Origin of the sequence: Streptomyces sp. A0642 (genome assembly GCF_004795105.1) — a bacterium.
Taxonomy (GTDB): domain Bacteria; phylum Actinomycetota; class Actinomycetes; order Streptomycetales; family Streptomycetaceae; genus Streptomyces.
Genome location: NZ_SSBL01000007.1, coordinates 189325 through 204979, shown reverse-complemented (window position 1 = coordinate 204979; position 15655 = coordinate 189325). Strand labels below are relative to the sequence as shown.

General features: G+C 69.6%; 12 protein-coding genes and 1 pseudogene. 5 read left to right on the top strand and 8 right to left on the bottom strand.

Translation table 11 applies throughout. The features are described from left to right. Positions 1-26 precede the first annotated feature (26 nt). From E6R60_RS16380 to E6R60_RS16365, 4 genes are all read right to left on the bottom strand, one after another. Positions 27-2399: a glycoside hydrolase family 3 N-terminal domain-containing protein gene (locus tag E6R60_RS16380; RefSeq protein ID WP_136327287.1), complete on the bottom strand. Its 2373-nt coding sequence runs from the start codon at positions 2397-2399 to the stop codon at positions 27-29. A 68-nt stretch (positions 2400-2467) separates the two neighbouring features. Further along, positions 2468-3256 (bottom strand): carbohydrate ABC transporter permease, encoded by a 789-nt coding sequence (locus E6R60_RS16375; RefSeq protein WP_240802592.1) that lies wholly within the window; start codon positions 3254-3256, stop codon positions 2468-2470. Between the two features lie 119 nt (positions 3257-3375). Then, on the bottom strand, positions 3376-4227 hold the full coding sequence (locus E6R60_RS16370) for a sugar ABC transporter permease (RefSeq protein WP_206309434.1): 852 nt from the start codon (positions 4225-4227) through the stop codon (positions 3376-3378). 95 nt (positions 4228-4322) lie between these two features. Further along, the gene (locus E6R60_RS16365; protein WP_240802591.1) at positions 4323-5498 is read right to left on the bottom strand and encodes an extracellular solute-binding protein; all 1176 of its coding nucleotides are present in this window, start codon (positions 5496-5498) and stop codon (positions 4323-4325) included. A gap of 538 nt (positions 5499-6036) precedes the next feature. On the opposite strand from E6R60_RS16365, the pseudogene E6R60_RS16360 reads away from it, so the two are divergent. Beyond that, a pseudogene (locus E6R60_RS16360) lies at positions 6037-6320 on the top strand (transposase); the annotation flags it as partial. A gap of 967 nt (positions 6321-7287) precedes the next feature. Then, complete coding sequence (locus tag E6R60_RS16350; protein ID WP_240802590.1) at positions 7288-8004, top strand: chromosome condensation regulator; 717 nt, start codon at positions 7288-7290, stop codon at positions 8002-8004. A 160-nt stretch (positions 8005-8164) separates the two neighbouring features. On the opposite strand, the gene E6R60_RS16345 is transcribed toward E6R60_RS16350, so the two are convergent. Further along, entirely contained in the window at positions 8165-9025 is an 861-nt protein-coding gene (locus tag E6R60_RS16345; RefSeq protein WP_136327283.1) for a hypothetical protein, read from the bottom strand. After that, a complete protein-coding gene (locus E6R60_RS16340; RefSeq protein ID WP_136327282.1) occupies positions 9022-9603 on the bottom strand; it encodes an acetoacetate decarboxylase in 582 nt (193 codons plus the stop codon). The genes E6R60_RS16345 and E6R60_RS16340 overlap by 4 nt, the downstream gene beginning before the upstream one ends. A 293-nt stretch (positions 9604-9896) precedes the next feature. On the opposite strand from E6R60_RS16340, the gene E6R60_RS16335 reads away from it, so the two are divergent. Further along, entirely contained in the window at positions 9897-10391 is a 495-nt protein-coding gene (locus tag E6R60_RS16335) for a universal stress protein (protein ID WP_240802589.1), read from the top strand. A 256-nt stretch (positions 10392-10647) separates the two neighbouring features. Here E6R60_RS16335 and E6R60_RS16330 read toward each other — a convergent pair whose 3' ends face one another. Together E6R60_RS16330 and E6R60_RS16325 are read right to left on the bottom strand one after the other, a co-directional pair. After that, positions 10648-11562 (bottom strand): serine hydrolase, encoded by a 915-nt coding sequence (locus E6R60_RS16330; RefSeq protein ID WP_136327280.1) that lies wholly within the window; start codon positions 11560-11562, stop codon positions 10648-10650. Further along, positions 11559-12431: a LysR family transcriptional regulator gene (locus E6R60_RS16325; protein WP_136327279.1), complete on the bottom strand. Its 873-nt coding sequence runs from the start codon at positions 12429-12431 to the stop codon at positions 11559-11561. Before E6R60_RS16325 ends, E6R60_RS16330 begins: the two co-directional genes overlap by 4 nt. Before the next feature lie 376 nt (positions 12432-12807). Between E6R60_RS16325 and E6R60_RS16320 the strand changes: the two genes are divergently transcribed. Continuing rightward, a complete protein-coding gene (locus E6R60_RS16320) occupies positions 12808-14301 on the top strand; it encodes a penicillin-binding transpeptidase domain-containing protein (protein WP_240802588.1) in 1494 nt (497 codons plus the stop codon). Positions 14302-14351: 50 nt separating this feature from the next. After that, positions 14352-15302, top strand: coding sequence for a class A beta-lactamase (gene bla, locus E6R60_RS16315; RefSeq protein ID WP_136327277.1), 951 nt, complete (start codon positions 14352-14354; stop codon positions 15300-15302). The last annotated feature ends 353 nt before the right edge of the window (positions 15303-15655 follow it).

Below are 15655 nucleotides of genomic sequence, written 5' to 3'. Positions count from 1 at the left end.
CGGGGGCCGGCCGCCCTGCGAGTTGTTCAGCCTCGTTCGACCGTCACGGGCACGCCGTGCGTGCGGACGACGGGCACGGCCCGCTCCTCACCCACCACGTGCACCACGGCCTCAGCCGGTGTGTCGGAGCTGGAGGAACCGGCGCACAGCAGGATCTCGCCGGGCTCGACGATCCGCTGGCCGGCTCGTCCGGTGAAGGCGAACCGGTCGGTGTGAACATGGAAGCGGACCGTTGCTTCTTCCCCCGGTTGCAGGTGGACCTTGGCGAAGGCCAGCAGTGCCCGCACCGGCCGGGTGACTTGCGCGAGCGGGTCGGTGAAGTACAGCTGGACCGTCTCGGCGCCGGCGAGCGCACCGGTGTTCCTCACACGCACCGACGCCACGAACTCTCCGTCGCTGGGGACGTCGCCACGGTCGGTCTCCAGCCCCGAGACCGTGAACGTGGTGTACGACAGGCCGTGCCCGAAAGGGAAGGCCGGGGTGGGGTCGAGATTGGACAGCGCGCTCTGCCGGTCGCCCAGGGGCGGATGCAGGTAGGTGTATGGCTGTCCGGCCGGCGAGTTCGGAATCTGCACCGGCAGCTTTCCGCTGAAATTCGCCACGCCTGAGAGGAGTTCGGCCAGGGCGTGGCCGCCCTCCTCCCCCGGCAGGAAAACCTGCACCAGGGCCGCGGCGGTGGCCGCGAAGCGGCCCACAGCGTACGGGCGGCCGCTGTTGACCACGAGGGCGACAGGCTTTCCGGTGGCGAGTACCGCTTCGACCAGTTCCTCCTGGACGCCCGGCAGACGCAGGTCCTCGACGTCACAGCCCTCACCGGAAGTCCCGATGCCGAACATGCCAGGTTTGTCGCCGACGACCAGGACGGTGAGGTCGGCGGCCTCGGCTACGGCTGCCGCGGATTCGATGCCCGACCGGTCCAGGTCCCGGATCGGGCACCCCTGGGCCACCTCCCAGGTGACGTCCGGGGACTGTGCGGCCAGCGCACTGCGCAATGGTACAGCGGTGACACCGTTGCCGAGGTCGTCGCGGCTGGACAGGACGTGGTTGGGGAAGCTGTAGCAGCCGAACATGGTCCGTACGTCCTCGACGCACGGGCCGATCAGTGCGATCCGTCCGGTCGACGGCAGGGGCAGGATGCCGTCGTTCGACAGCAGGACCGCGCTGGAGCGGGCGACGGCACGGGCGAGGGAGCGGTTCTCGGGCTTGTCGAGTTCGAGTTCGCCCGTGCGCAGCGCGGACGGTTCGGGGTCCCAGTCCGGGTCGAGCAGACCGAGTTCGGTCTTTTGCCGCAGGACCCGGCGCACCGCGCGGTCGATGTCGGCCTCGTGGGCCAGCCCGCTGTTGACCGCGGCGATCAGGGCGTCGCCGAAGCCGCGCTGGTCGGGCAGTTCGACGTCCATGCCCGCCGCGAGGGCCAGTGCTCCGGCCGCGGGGAGGTCGGCTGCCACTCGGTGGGAGTTGACCAGGAAGGGCAGCGACCAGTAGTCGGACACGACGGTGCCCTCAAAGCCCCACTGCTCGCGCAGGAGTGTGGTCAGCAGCCAGCGGCTGGCGGCGGGGGCCTCTCCGTCGATTTCGGCGTACGAGTTCATGACTGAGCGAACGCCCGCGGCGACCAGCCGCTCGAAGGGCGGAAGGATGACGTCGGTCAGTTGGCGTCGCCCGATGTTCGCGGGTGCGTGGTTGCGGCCGCCCATGGAGTCGGAGTAGCCGGCGAAGTGCTTCAAAGTGGCGTACACGCCGGCGCTCTGCAGGCCCAGAACGTATGCCTCGCCCATTTCCCCTGTCAGGTGCGGGTCTTCGCCGTAGGTCTCCTCGCAGCGGCCCCACCGGTAGTCACGGATCACGTCCACGACGGGGGCGAGCCCTTGATGGACACCGGCGGCCGCCATATCCGCCCCGATGGCGGCGCCGACGCGGCGGATGAGTGGCGGGTCGAAGGTGGCGGCCATGGCCAGGGAGGTGGGGTAGATGGTGGCGCCGTAGGCGGTGAAGCCGGTCAGGCACTCGTCATGGGCCATTGCGGGGATGGCGAACCTGCTCTGGGCCATGATCTGCCTCTGCCGCTCCGCGAGGAGTCGGGCGTGTTCGAGAGCATGTCTCGGAACGGTTCCGTAGGGCCGGGTCAGCTGTCCCAGACCGTTCCTGGCGGTCTCGGTGAGATCGCCGACCCGTTCGAAGAGGCTGGTCCCGGGGGCCACCTCGGGCCCGGCGGGCTCGACGTCCTCCCAGCTGCTGCTCAGCTGAGCGACCTTCTCCTCCAGGGTGAGGCGGGCGAGGAGTGCTTCCACCCGTTCGTCCGTCGGCAGGGCCGTATCGGTCCAGGGCCGGGCGTCGCCTGCCGGCGGCCGGACGGTGTGGTGCTCCGGCAGATTGAAGTCCGGCGTGGTGGTGGGCATGTACTACTCCTGGTGTTTTTGGGCATGCCGAGGTCGGCCAGGCGTGGTGCCCGGCCTCCTTCGGGCGACTACTTGGAGAATCCGGCGGTCAGGCCGGCGACCAGTTGCCGTCTGGCCAGGACGAACACGACGAGCATGGGAAGGGTGGACAGGACCACCGCGGCCATCGTCGCGGGGATGTCGATGCCGAACTGGCCCCGGTAGAGGGTCAGTGCGAGCGGCAGCACAGCCTTGTCGCCGCTCTGGGTGAGGATCAGGGGGAACAGGAACCCGTTCCAGACCTGAAGACCGTCGTAGACCGCTACCGTCACCAGAGCCGGACGGGCCATCGGTGCTACGAGGGAGAACAGCATCCGCCAGTCCCCGGCGCCGTCGACCACCATCGCCTCGAACAGTGAGCGGGGGATGTCCCGCAGGAAACTGACCAGGATCATCACGGTCACGGGCAGCGCGAACGCCACGGAAGGCAGAATGATCGCCGGCAAACTGTCGTACATCTGCAAGCGGATGATCAGCAGATACACGGGGATGATCACTGCCTGCAAGGGGATGGCCAGTCCGAGCAGGTACAGCCGGAAGGACAGGCGTGACCACGGGTTGGAATACCGTACGACTGTGAAGGCCGCCATCAGGGCAACGACCAGGGTGACCGCCACGGTGACGATGGTGACGAGGACACTGTTGACCAGATAGGTCGTGAACTCACCGTTCAGAACGGTCTTGTAATTCTCCAGAGTCGGACTGTCGGGCAGGGCCAGCGGGCTGTCGGTGGTGAAGTCCGCACGGGTGCGCAGGCTGGTCACGACGAGCCAGTACACGGGGACGACAGCGAGTGCCGTCCATCCAAAGGCCGCCAAGGCGGACAGTGTGCGCCGCAGTGGCCTGCTGCTCCGTCGGCGCGCACCGGTGGCCGGCTCCGGCGGCCGAGTGGCCTGGTGGCGTCCATGTGCGGCCGGGGCCTTGGGGGTGGTGGTGCTCACATGCCCTCCTGCTGGCTGTCCATCCGGGTGAAGCCGGACAGGCGGGTGGTGATCATGGACAGGCCCAGGCCGAAGAGCACCAGGACCGTGGCCAGTGCGCTGGCGCGGCCCATGTCGTGCGCTTGGAACCCGGTGATGTACATGGCCAGGGGCAGTACGCGGGTCGCGGTGCCTGGTCCGCCGGTGCCACCCGAGAGAACGAAGATCAGGTCGAAGTAGGTCAGCGAGCCCACCAGCATGAGGGTGCTCGACGTGACGAGCGTGTACTTCAACTGCGGCAGTGTGATCCGCAGGAGGTGGGTCATCGCCCCGGCACCGTCGATGGCAGCAGCCTCGTACAGGGATACCGGGATCTGCCGGATGCCGGCCTGGTACAGCAGCGCGTGGAAGGGAACGAACTGCCAAGCGATCACGAAGATCACCGTGTACAGAGCCAGGTCGGGCGAGCCGAGCAGCGGACGGGCCAGCCAGTGCAGGCCGGGGGTGGAGCCGACACCGAAGGAGGGATCGAGCAGCGCCTGCCAGGTCAGGCCGATCGCCACCGCGGACAGCAGGAGCGGCAGGAACCAGAGCACCGCGAAGAAGGCGCGCGTCCGGCCCCGGGGGGCCTGGAAGAGCCCGAGTGCAAGGGCCAGCGGTGTCTGGACCAGCCAGCTGACCACCATGACCTTGACCGTGAGCCACAGCGCCTGCCAGGTAGTGCCGTCGGTCAGGACACCGCTCCAGTTGGACAGGCCGGCCCAGCTGATGGATCCGAGACCGTCCCAGCTGGTGAGGCTGAGCGCCACCACGCCACCGAGAGGGATCAGGGCGAAGAGGCCGAACAGGAGGAGAGCGGGAGCGGCCATGAGCAGACCGCTCAGACCGCGGCCACCCGCGTGGGCCGTGGCCGGCCGTGCCCTGTGCGGCGCGGCCGGACGCGGCGTTCGAGCGACTGCGGTCATTACTTCGACGCCTCGCTCATGTTCTTACCGAACTGCTCGGGCTTGATCTCACCCAGGAACGACTTGTCCACATTGGTCAGCAGCGGATCCGCCTGGCTCGACGGAAGGTCCTGGTCCCAGGAGAGCTGGAAGTTCGGCGCTTTCTCGACCAGGTCGTAGACGAAGGTCAGCCACTGCTTGTCGGCGGCCGACTTCGTCTGTGCCAGCTTGTCCTCCAGCTTGTTGACGGGCGGCACGCTGCCCGCGGCAAGGTAGCTGTCGATCTGCTGCTCGTTCATGACGTAGTTCTTCAGGTAGTCCAGAGCCTCGGTCTTGTTCTTGCTGGCCGAGTTCAGCGACAGGAAGTTCGAGGGGTTGCCGACGACATTCTTGGGGTCGCCCACTCCCGAGGTAAGGGCGGGGAAGGCGAGGTAGCCGAGGTCCTTCTTGACGAAGTCCGGCGCTGCCTTGACCAGGTTGGCGTACTCCCACGTCCCCATGAGCTCCATGCCGGCCTTGTTTGTGTAGAGCAGGGCCGTAGAGGCGCCCTGGTCGTAGCCGACGGAGGAGGCGTTGTCGCCGAAGGCTCCGGCCTTCACGAGTTCCTGGAGCCGGGCGTTGGCCTTGGAGACCGCCGGGCTCTTCCAGTCCTCGGAGCCGTTGGCCGCAATCTTCTGGAACACCTCGTCGCCGCCCTCGCGGTCAAGCAGGTACTCGAGGTACATCATGGTCGGCCACTTCGAGTTGGCCGCGAGGGAGAGCGGAGTGACTCCCTTGCGCTTGAGCTTCTTCACAGCGGACAACAGGTCGTCGTAGGTCTTGGGCGGCTCGACACCCGCGTCGTTCAGAACCTTCTTGTTGTAGTAGAGGACCACCGGGGCCAGCCCGTTGGCCGGAACGCCGTACGTCTTCCCGCTGAACTCCGCGCTCTGCAGCACGCTGGGCATGAAGCGCAGCAGGTCGACCTGCCTGTCCCTGAGCGGTTCGACCTTTCCTGCCTCGACGTAGTCGTTCAGGGCCCCACCGCCCCAGTTGAAGAACAGGTCCGGGGCCTGATTCGCGCCGAAGGCCACTCGCAGCTTCTGCTTGTAGTCGTCGTTGGCGAACAGCCTCAGGGTGATCTTCTCGTCGGGGTGGTCCTTGTTGTAGGCGTCAACGGACTCCTTGAGAATCGTCTGATCCGTCAGCGCCCACATGGTCAGGCCCTTGTCGGACGTGGCCGCAGACGGGCCCGAAGACCCGCATGCCGCGAGGCTGAGCGCAGCTGCCACAGCGACCGCCGGCACGAGGAGGTGCCGCCCCTTGGTCCCGCGCTTACGGCTTCTTGCTCCACCCGGTCCCAGGTTCCCGTGCATGTTCTTGTCTCGCTTCTCTCGGCCGTGCTCTGTCCGCAGATCAGGCAGGCGAGTTCTCCGAAAGAATTTCGGAGCTGTGCAGTTAGGACTACCTGCCTGATGAACCGGGACACTGACACGCCGGTCACCTCCGCGACAAGAAGATGGATTGCTCCAGTGACGAAAGACTTTCGTAGGTCCCTGCGCCCCCGCTTCCCCCGTAACCCACTGCATGGGGCGGCCGCAGGGTGAGCCCGGCACGGGGCTGTACTCGGCGGTGAGGGGGGCGATCAAACAGGCAGCGGCGCGGGAACTGACCGTCCACGGGCAGCCGCGCGGCGTAAGGTCAGCAGCCCGCCGGGGAGGTCGGGCCTACCGTCGTGACGGACGCCGATGGAACACCGGCCTGCGCAACCTGCCCCTGCACGACACCGCGCAGAACCAGATCTGGCTGGAGATCGTCCAGCTCGCCCTCGACCTGCTGGCCTGGCTGCCGATGCTCGCCCTGACCGGCCAGCCCCGCCTCTGGGAACCCCGCCGACTCCGGCTACGGCTGTTCTCCGCTGCCGCCCAAGATCGTCACCAGCCCGCCGCCGACACCTCCGGTTCGGCCGTCACTGGCCCTGGAGCGACCTGATCACAGACGCGTTCCAGCGGCTCGACGCTCTCCCGAACCCAGTCTGACCAGCAGAGTTATCCGTCTCAACAGCCTGACTACCCCACCGGAGCCGTGGAACCCGGCGCCCACCCGACGCGACAGCCGGGCCACCGGCCTACCCACAACGCCGAAACGGCCCACCAGAGAAACCGACGGGCCGTCACGAAAGATCGAGCTAACGGGTTCGTGTACGGCACGCGGTGGAGGTGTCGAGCCTGAAGCTGTTCCGGACGGACACGGCCCGTGTTCCCCAAGGCGCATGGCTCCTTCCGTCTGATGGGGCGAACAGCACCGGCCGGTTCGACGCCCGCCTCCTTCAGGGGCGCGGGCGACGAGTCTCACGCGGGCCACAAGCGGTGGGTCAGGAGGTGCGGCAGATTGTTCCGTGAGTGCGGCACTCGTGGGAGCGCTCCCGCGGTGATGCAGGTGAGGCAGGACCGCGTCAATGGCGCGGACGAGGGCTGTTTCCACCGTTGTGGTCCGCCGAGGCGCGCCAGGCCATCTCCGCGACCAGTCGTCGCGCCGTGCCCATGACGGAGTTGCTCGGTGTCGTCGCGCGCCCGCCAGGAATTGCGGGACAGCCCTTAGCTCGGCGGCAAAAGCGAGACCGCTGTGTCCGATCCCCGAGCGCCAGACGATGGTCTATTCGAGAGGCTGCGGTTTGCCTCACCTCTGTGAGGTCTCCCGACTGCTCGCTCCTCGCTTTGAGCTGACTCGAGCACCCGCCGACGGACCCCAACTGGCACGGTCGCATTCCGGTGCTCACGGTGTGCCACCTGCCGCCCGGCACTTCACGGGGGAGGACCCCGTAAGGTGGACTCCCACGTCGCGCACCAGCGCCAAGCGCAAGGAGGCGGAATGCTCGCCAACTCGTCGCCGCTGGCGGCCGGAAGGCGTCATTCGGTCGGGTGGTGCTCGGACGGAACCGTTCTCGCCGTGGGCAGCACCGCAGCCGCTGAATGTCGTGTCGAGTGATGGGATGGCGTCGTCGCGGTGGCAGTCGGCAACGTCCATGCCGCGAGGAACACAGGCAGGTCTCATACGGTGGGACTGCGGGCGGACGGCACGGTGCTGGCAACGGGGTGGAGTGACGACGGGCAGTGCGAGGTCGCCGGATGGCGAGGTGTCACCGCCGTGGCCGCGGGATGGCGCCGGACGCTCGGGGTGCTCGCGAACGGCCGCGTGCTAGCAGTTGGCCGGAGTTCGGAAGGACAGTGCGACGTGCAGTCCTGGCGCGAGATGGCCGTCCTCTCGTGTGGTGACTGGCACTCGGTCGGTCTCCGGGCGGACGGTTCTGCGCTGGCCGTGGGGAACAACCGGCGAGGGCAGTGTGCCGTGGAGGGGTGGTGTGACCTGGCCGCCGTTTCGGCCGGGTGTCTCCATACCGTCGGCCTCAGGGCCGACGGTATGGCTGTGGCGACCGGAGACCCGTCAACCGGGGCGTGCGACGTCGACGAGTGGGAAGACGTGGTCACCCTTGACGCGGGCAGCTACCACACCGTCGGGGTCACGGCGTCCGGGCGGGCCCTCGCGGTGGGAGACAACAGCCACGGACAGTGCGAGGTCGGCGCTTGGCGCGACATCGTCGCCGTCGCGGCCGGTTCAGCGCATTCCCTCGGCCTGCGTGCCGACGGCACAGTCGTGAGCGCAGGGAACAACGCCGACAGACAGTGCGAAGTCGATGCCTGGTCCGGAGTCCAGCGTTCATAGGCCCCGGGCCGCACCGACACGGACTCTCACCGCTGCCGGCCGCGGTAGCGCTCACCGTTCTCCAGGACCCGGAGCATCCGCCCGAAGACCGAGCCCGCCGTACGGCTCGGCCTTCTGCCGAGGGACCGGCGCCGCGATGACGGCGCAGGGGCGCCCGTCCTCAGCCGCGCCACCACGGCTCACGCACGTACAGGTTCTTCTCGCCCACGCATCCCAGACCGTTGGAGATCTCCTCCGCGTCCAGGTTCCAGCCCACGACACCATTCCCCTTGCGGCTCAGCTCGATCAGGCGGCTGTTTTCGTTCCGGGCGCCCTCGGTGACCTGGCAGCGGACGATCGAGGTCCACGCCTGCCCGTTCAGCGCCGAGACGAAGGCCAGGGCCGGCAGCGCGACGACGGTCAGGCCCAGGGCCACCCACTGTTCGACGGCCGCCGCCCGGCAGAGCCAGGGAGGCGGCCGGTAGGCGCCGTCGCGGCGTGATCCAGTGGTCGATGCGGACGGGGCGCGGTGCCCGTGCGGCCGCCGCCTGCCGGTGCGGTACTCCACCACGACACCCTTGCGCAGCGCGTACGAGGCGAGCGCGGCGCCCAAGCCCCACACGGGGCCGAAGAAGCAGGCGATCACCACCCCTACCGCCGCGGGGTTGACCACGGTCAGCGCCGCCCGTTGGAGCGCCCGCAGACCACCGCCTCCCACCGGAACCGCGCCGCGCGCCGCGAACAGGGCGAACACGACCCGGGAGACGACGACGGCCAGCACGGTGGCGAGCAGCGGATCGGTGAGCACCATGCCGATCAGCACATCCGGCCAGTTCGCGGGTTCCATGCCGACGAACACGTCCCTGGCCGCGCTGCCGCCTCCTACCGTGTAGGCGATCTTCGTCACCGGGACCGCGAACGCCAGCGCCAACAAGACCGTGTGCCCGGGGCCGCCTTTGCGGTCGACCGACCTCGACGGTTCCCCGCCCCGGTCGGTCCCCGTGCCGCCGCGCGCTTCTGCCGGGTGCGCCCTCTCCGTCATGACGCCCGCAACTGGTCGTCGACCATGGCGGGTCGGCCCGGGGCGGGGCCGGAGAGGGCATGGCGCGCCGGGACGGTCTCGCGTACGGGCACAGCCGCTGATGCCGCCGGCGCGTGCTCGAACAGGTGCGGCCGGACCCCGTCCGTCGACGTGCCCTTTACCGTCAGGTCGGCGATCTGCGCCCCGATGAGTTCCCGGATGCGCGGCCTCCCGCCGTTGCCGGGCGTGCGGTTCAGCAGGGACGTGGGCAGGCCGCCCACGTCCTCACGCGCCTGTCGGCCGCCCACCCCCGCGTGTTTGCCACCCAAGGCGGTGATCGCATCCGGCGGGGAGCCGGAGTGCGGGCTGCCGACGAGCGTGGCATCGTCCAGGTGCGGCAGGGGTGCCCCGACCTGGTGGAGGCATGCGCCGATCCCGCGGCTCCCGGCCATGGCCTTGTGGTTCTCGCCCCACCCCGCGAGGGCGTACTCCCCGCGCTCCTCCGAGAGTTCGGTCACCGCCCGCGGATCGGGCTCCGTGCAGGTGCCGAGTGCCGTCACGTCGAACCTCCGCATCACCTCGAAACGGGCCAGGGGCACGGCCCCCTCAAAGGCTCAGGGAGCATGCGGCGCAGGAGCTTTGGAGGGTGCGGCAGGGGATGTCGAGTTACTCACGGTCCGTGGACCGGTGCTGCCCCGGAGGATGCCGGCGGGGACTGCGAAAGTCATGAGGGTTCCTGCTTCCCGGAGGCTGCGGATCCGGCGAGAGACCACCGTGCCTGCTCAGCAGCCTTCATCGATCTCCCCGAACCGGCCACTTGCTCTACTCCAGCCGAGACGTCGCCTGCCCGCCATGGTCGGCACCCAAGCTGCCGAGACCGACCGCACTTCGTGTGCTGAGCCTGGCCGTCTGCCCGGTGGTGATCATCCGGGGCGGTGAGGTCAGCCTACGTCCGCAGAAGGGCGAGGTGGTGGCAGGCGTCCCCACGGAGGAGAACGAGGCGGAGGCGGTCCTGGACTTCGCCTTCCGTGCAGCAGCCGCACACGGCGTCCCTCTGAGGGCGGCGCGGGCGTGGGACCTGCCCGCCATGTTCACCAACCGGTCCGGGGTCCTGGGTCTCTCGAACAGGCCCGGAGAACTTGAGGGGGAACACCGCCGGGAACTGATCGCCCTCTTGAAGCCGTGGCGCCGCCGCTATCCCGATATCGCCGTCACCGAACACCTCGAACTGGGATTCGCCGCCGAAATGCTGGTGTCGCTGGCCGCCGGCGCTCAGCTTCTGGTCGTCGGGCGCAGCCTTAGGACGGGCAGCCGCTACGTCGGCCACGTCGTCCATTCGACGCTCCACTTCGCCAACGCCCCCATCGCGGTCGTCCCCACGAAGTAGCCATCCGCCCGGGGGCCCGCCTCGCTCTCACGACGAGGTTCTCGGATCCGGGTTCGGCCCCGCCGCCGGCCCTGACGCGCCCCCGGCGAGGCGTCACGGCCGGTCAGATCCGGCCGACCGGCCGACGACGCCGACCTTCTCCGACCAGTCGACGACGCCGACACCCTTCGACCAGTCGACAGCGCCGACCCCTCCCACCGGCCGGCAACACGGACGCCACGGCCGGCACCTCCCCGCCGCGGCGACCTCACCTCCCTCAGGTGCCCTGGCGTCCCCTCAGTTCCTCCACGGCCGCCCTGGCCGCGGCGCCGATGACCGCGTCGGCGCGGGGAAGCTTGGTGTCGGACCGGGCCGCCTGGGTGAAGACGACGGCGGTGTACGTGGTGCCGTCGGCGAGTTCGACGACGCCCGCTTCGTGGCGCAGTGAGCCGAAGGTGCCGGTCTTGCCGTAGACGGTGACGTCGTCGTACGGGAATCCGGACCCGAGGCGGTGGGCCCAGGGCTGTTGGCGCATCACCCCGCGCATGAAGGCGCAGTGTTCCTCGGAGGCGGCCTGTCCGGTCCAGATCGCTCGCAGGAGCCGTGCCATGTCCGAGGGGGTGGTGGAGGCCTTGTACGCGGGGTCGTACACGCCTGGTGGCACAACGGTGTCGTTGTCCGCCACGCGTGCCAGGGCCGCGGCCAGGGAGTGGGCGCCTGTTTCGGCGACCAGTTGGCTGAACGTGTTGACGACGCCTCCGTGGATTCGGGTGTCGGGCATGCCCAGGCTCCGGCACACGGCGTCGACCACGTCCGGGCCGACCGCTCGGAGTACGGCGTCGGCCGAGGTGTTGTCGGAGATGGTCATCATCAGCACCACCATGTCGCGCAGCGACATGGTGACGGCGTCGCTCAGGAGGGAGATGCCGGTCGGCCCGGGAACGCGCTCGCCGGGTTCCAGCGTCACCCTGCGCACCGGGTCGATCCGCCCCGCCTCCACGAGCCGGCAGAAGGCGACCATCACGGGAATCTTGTAGACCGAACCCATGGGAAGCTGTTCGTCGGGATCGACGGTCACCCGGGCCGACGGCCGGTGCAGTTCCGCCACATGCAGCCAGCCGCGGACACCCGCGTCGTCGAACATGCCGCGGATGGTGCTCTCCACGCCCCTGCCCCGCAGTATCCCGCTCACGGTGCCACCTTCCGGGTCAACGCGTCCTCCAGAAGTCGCGCCGTCCTGGCGGCCTCCTCCGCCCCGGGACGACGAGGGTCCCAGGCCACCCGCAGGCGCAGTGGCAGCGGTGGGTCCGTCGTCGGGAGCCGTTCGACGCCGGAGGCGGTGAGCGTGTCGTCCGCCGTGACCAGCACCGCCTGGCCGGCCGCGACGAGTGCGAGGCCCGCCCGCTCGTCGGACACCACCACAGTTTCCACTCGGCGGCCGCGGCTGGCCAGTGTGTCGATGAACAGGTCATGGGCCGCGGGGGCCTCGGCGCGGGGACGTACGGCGACGGGCAGACGCGGCGCCCGTGTGGCACGCACATCACCGCTGCCGGCGGGGGCGAGGATCCAGGTCGGCAGAAGGATCACGCGGCCGGCGGCGAGACCGTGCAGCACGGAGGGGTGTCGGATCACGGCGATGTCCAGGCGCCCCGCAGCGAGGTCGCCGAGCAACACGGACGTCGACGCCGTCACCATACCGATCCGCGTCCGCTCGCCCGCGCGGACCGGCGCGGCCGCCACGCCCGCCGCGAGGGGCGTCGGCACTTCCGGAGCCAGCCCGAGCCGCAGCCGCCGGCCGTCGGCCTGCTCACGAGCCCCGGTCTCACGGAGTGCCGTGAGCGCGGCCAGCGCCTTGCGGGCGTGCGGAAGCAGTTGAGTCCCCTCCTCGGTCAGGGAGACTCCTCTGTCACGGTCGAACAAACGGACACCGAGCAGCGCTTCCAGTCGCCGCAGGCCCTGGGACAGGGGCGGCTGGGTGATGCCCACCCGCTGCGCCGCAGCTCCGAAGTGTTCCTCCTCCGCCACCGCGACGAAGATTTCCAGATGCCGTTCCGTCAGCACTCTGCACCCCCTGGCCTGTACTGATACGAGCTGTGAATCGTGTGGTCGGCGAGATCGTATTCGACATGCGCTCCGGCGTGGGGCTTGACTCCCGACGTGAACCGGTTCCGGCCGGGCCGGAACCGAGCCGCCGGCGAGCCCAGGTACCCCGCCCACGCCGAAAACTCCGGCCGGCCGCCCGGTGCGGACCGCACGACCCGAGACGGAGATCACCTTGAGGCGTACCCACAGCCCGAACAGTTCCGCCCCGCGCCGCCGCCGGTCGCGAGGCGCCCGGCGACCCCTGGTCCTGGCCCTGTCCGTTCTCGTCCTCGCGGGAGGCGGGTATGCCGCATTCGGTCTCCGGGGCGGCGACGCGAGGGAAGACGACAGAGACGTGGCGGCCGCCCGCGAACCCCTGGCCGCGTTCCTCGGCGCATGGGCCGGGCACGACGCGCGGAAGGCGGCAGGCTATACCGACACCCCCGACGGAGCCGCCTCGCTCCTCACGTCGGTCCTGACCAATCTCAAGCCCTCCAAGACCACCATCGTCCAAGGCGAGGGGGCGAGGAAGGGGGAGGGGGAGGTTCACTTCCCCTTCACGGTGACCATGGCCGTACCGGGCGCCGGAGACGTCACCTGGCGCTCCGCCGCCCAGGTGGTCGACTCCTCGGGCACCTGGAAGGTCGAATTCGCTTCCCCCGTGATCCACCCGGAGCTGAAGCCGGGGCAGACCCTTGCGCTCAAGAGCATGAACACCCGGGCGAAGGTGCTCGACTCCCAGGGCGACCCGCTCCGCGCGGAGAGTCTCACCGGAACCGTCGACCCCGTCAGCGGCAAGGGCACGTCCGGCCTGGAGGCCCGCTACGACGCCATCCTCTCCGGGGGCAGGGCCGCAGCCAAGTCCGTCGTAGTCGCGGACCGGCAGAGCGGGCGCGCCGTCAAGGACCTCACCCCCGCTGCCGGGGGCAAGGGCCGCCCGGTGCGCACCACGATCGACCCCCGCGTCCAGGCGGCGGCGGCCGAGGCCCTGACCGGGGTCGAGGTCAACGCGGCGATCGTCGCGATAGACCCGCGCAACGGGCGGGTACTCGCCGCCGCCAACCGTCCCGGGGGATTCAACCGTGCCCTCGAAGGGCGCTATCCGCCCGGATCCGTCTTCAAGGTCGTGACGGCGACGGCTCTTCTGGAAGGCGGGATGAAACCAGGGGACCTCGCCCCCTGCCCCAAGTTCGCCCGAGTCGACGGGCAGCGTTTCGAGAACCAGAAGCAGTTCGAACTCCCTGCCGGTTCGACCTTCACGGACGTCTTCGCCCAGTCCTGCAACACCTACTTCGTCAACGCACGCGACCGGCTCTCCGACACCGACCTGAGGGACGCGGCACAGGCGTTCGGCATAGGCGGCAGCTGGGACGTGGGCACGACCACCTACGACGGCAGCGTTCCCGTCTCCACGAGCGACAACGACAAGGCCGCCGCGACCATCGGCCAGGCACGCGTTCAGGCGTCACCGCTGGTCATGGCGTCCATCGCGGCCACCGTCAAAAGTGGGACGTTCCACCAGCCCGTACTGGTGCCGGACGCGGTGAAGAAGAGGTACCGGGCGCCGAAGACGCTGGATCCCGAGGTCGCGGGCCGGCTCCGCGCCATGCTGCGCACCACCGTGACCGCCGGTTCCGCCCGCGCCCTCAAGGACCTACCCGGGCAACCGCACGCGAAGACCGGAACCGCCGAATTCGGCAGCGAAGCCCCTCCGCGCACCCACGCCTGGATGATCGGCTACCAGGGCGCCTCCGACCTCGCGTGGGCGGTACTCCTCGAAGACGGCGGTTCCGGTGGCGCCGACGCGGGCCCGGTCGCCGCGCGGTTCCTGAGCAACCTCGCCCGGTGAGCGCAGACCACCCTGTCCGAACGACCTGCAGAAGGGAACGTCCGCACCTCATGCACCCGCGAACTCGTCTTTCCCGTCGTGCGGTCCTGGCCGCGCTGGGCGGGGCCGCGACTCTGCCTGTGACCGGGTGTACCGCCACCCCGGACGGCACCGCCCCGACGACCTCCGGTCCGACTCCGCCCGCCGCGAAGCCGTCCGCGTCACCACAGCCCGCCGATTTCTCTCCGGAGCGCGCGTTCGTCGAACTGGAGAGGAAGTCCGACGCCCGGCTGGGGGTCTACGCGCTCGACACCGTCAGCGGCCGGGCCGTCGCCCACCGGTCCGACGAACGCTTCGCCTACGCCTCGACCTGCAAAGCACTGCTCGCCGGCGCCGTTCTCGGCAGGAACTCCCTGCGGCAGATGGACCGTCTCGTGCGTTACGGCCGCGACGATCTCGTCACCAACTCGCCGGTCACCGAGCAGCACCTCGCCACCGGACTGACCCTGCGTGAGCTGTGCGACGCAGCGGTCCGCTACAGCGACAACGCCGCGGCCAACCTCCTCTTCCGCGAACTGGGCGGCCCCCGGGCCCTCCAGGCAGCCCTGCGCGCGCAGGGTGACCGCACCACCCGCTGTGACCGCTACGAGACGGCGCTCAGTGACGCGGTCCCGGGAGACGTCCGCGACACCAGCACGCCCCGCGCCCTCGCCGGCGATCTGCGCGCGTACGTCCTCGGCACCGCGCTCCCGGCGGACAAACGGGCCGTACTGACCGACTGGCTCAAGCGCAACACGACAGGCGACCACACCATTCGGGCCGGCACTCCCGACGGGTGGCAGGTCGCGGACAAGACCGGTACCGGGGGCTACGGCACTCGCAACGACATCGCCGTCGTCTGGCCACCCCACGCCACCCCCGTCGTCCTGGCCGTCCTCTCGCGCCGCGACGCCGAGGATGCCGAACATGATGACGCCCTCATCGCTCACGCTGCCGAGATCGCTCTCCGTGCGGTCGTCTAAGGGCTGTCCCGCGATTCCTGGCGGGCGCGCGACGACAGCTATGGCACCTCGCCGCGTTGTCGAAACGCCCGAATACATCCAGTATGCGGGCGCCTCTCCGCCTTGCGATGCACCGCATCTGACGCCGCGCGCTGATCCACCAGGAATTGCGGGACAGCCCTTGGCACCGCATCAAACACATCGGCCCTTAGCACCGCATCAAACACACCGGCCCGGCGGGGAGGGCCGGCGGCGCCCGGCGGGACAACGTGTGCGTCGTCGCTGCGCCCGGGACCGGGATCCGGACCGGTGTCACTCCTCTGCCCTTTCCGCCTGGCTCGGCGCCTTCCCTGTCTGAGGAGAACGTTCAGCGG

Coding starts and splice junctions, on each gene's coding strand:
- E6R60_RS16345 (WP_136327283.1), bottom strand. CDS start 9,025: ATGACGGAGAGGGCGCACCCGGCAGAAGCGCGCGGCGGCACGGGGACC.
- E6R60_RS16370 (WP_206309434.1), bottom strand. CDS start 4,227: ATGGCCGCTCCCGCTCTCCTCCTGTTCGGCCTCTTCGCCCTGATCCCT.
- E6R60_RS16380 (WP_136327287.1), bottom strand. CDS start 2,399: ATGCCCACCACCACGCCGGACTTCAATCTGCCGGAGCACCACACCGTC.
- bla (WP_136327277.1), top strand. CDS start 14,352: ATGCACCCGCGAACTCGTCTTTCCCGTCGTGCGGTCCTGGCCGCGCTG.
- E6R60_RS16365 (WP_240802591.1), bottom strand. CDS start 5,498: ATGTGGGCGCTGACGGATCAGACGATTCTCAAGGAGTCCGTTGACGCC.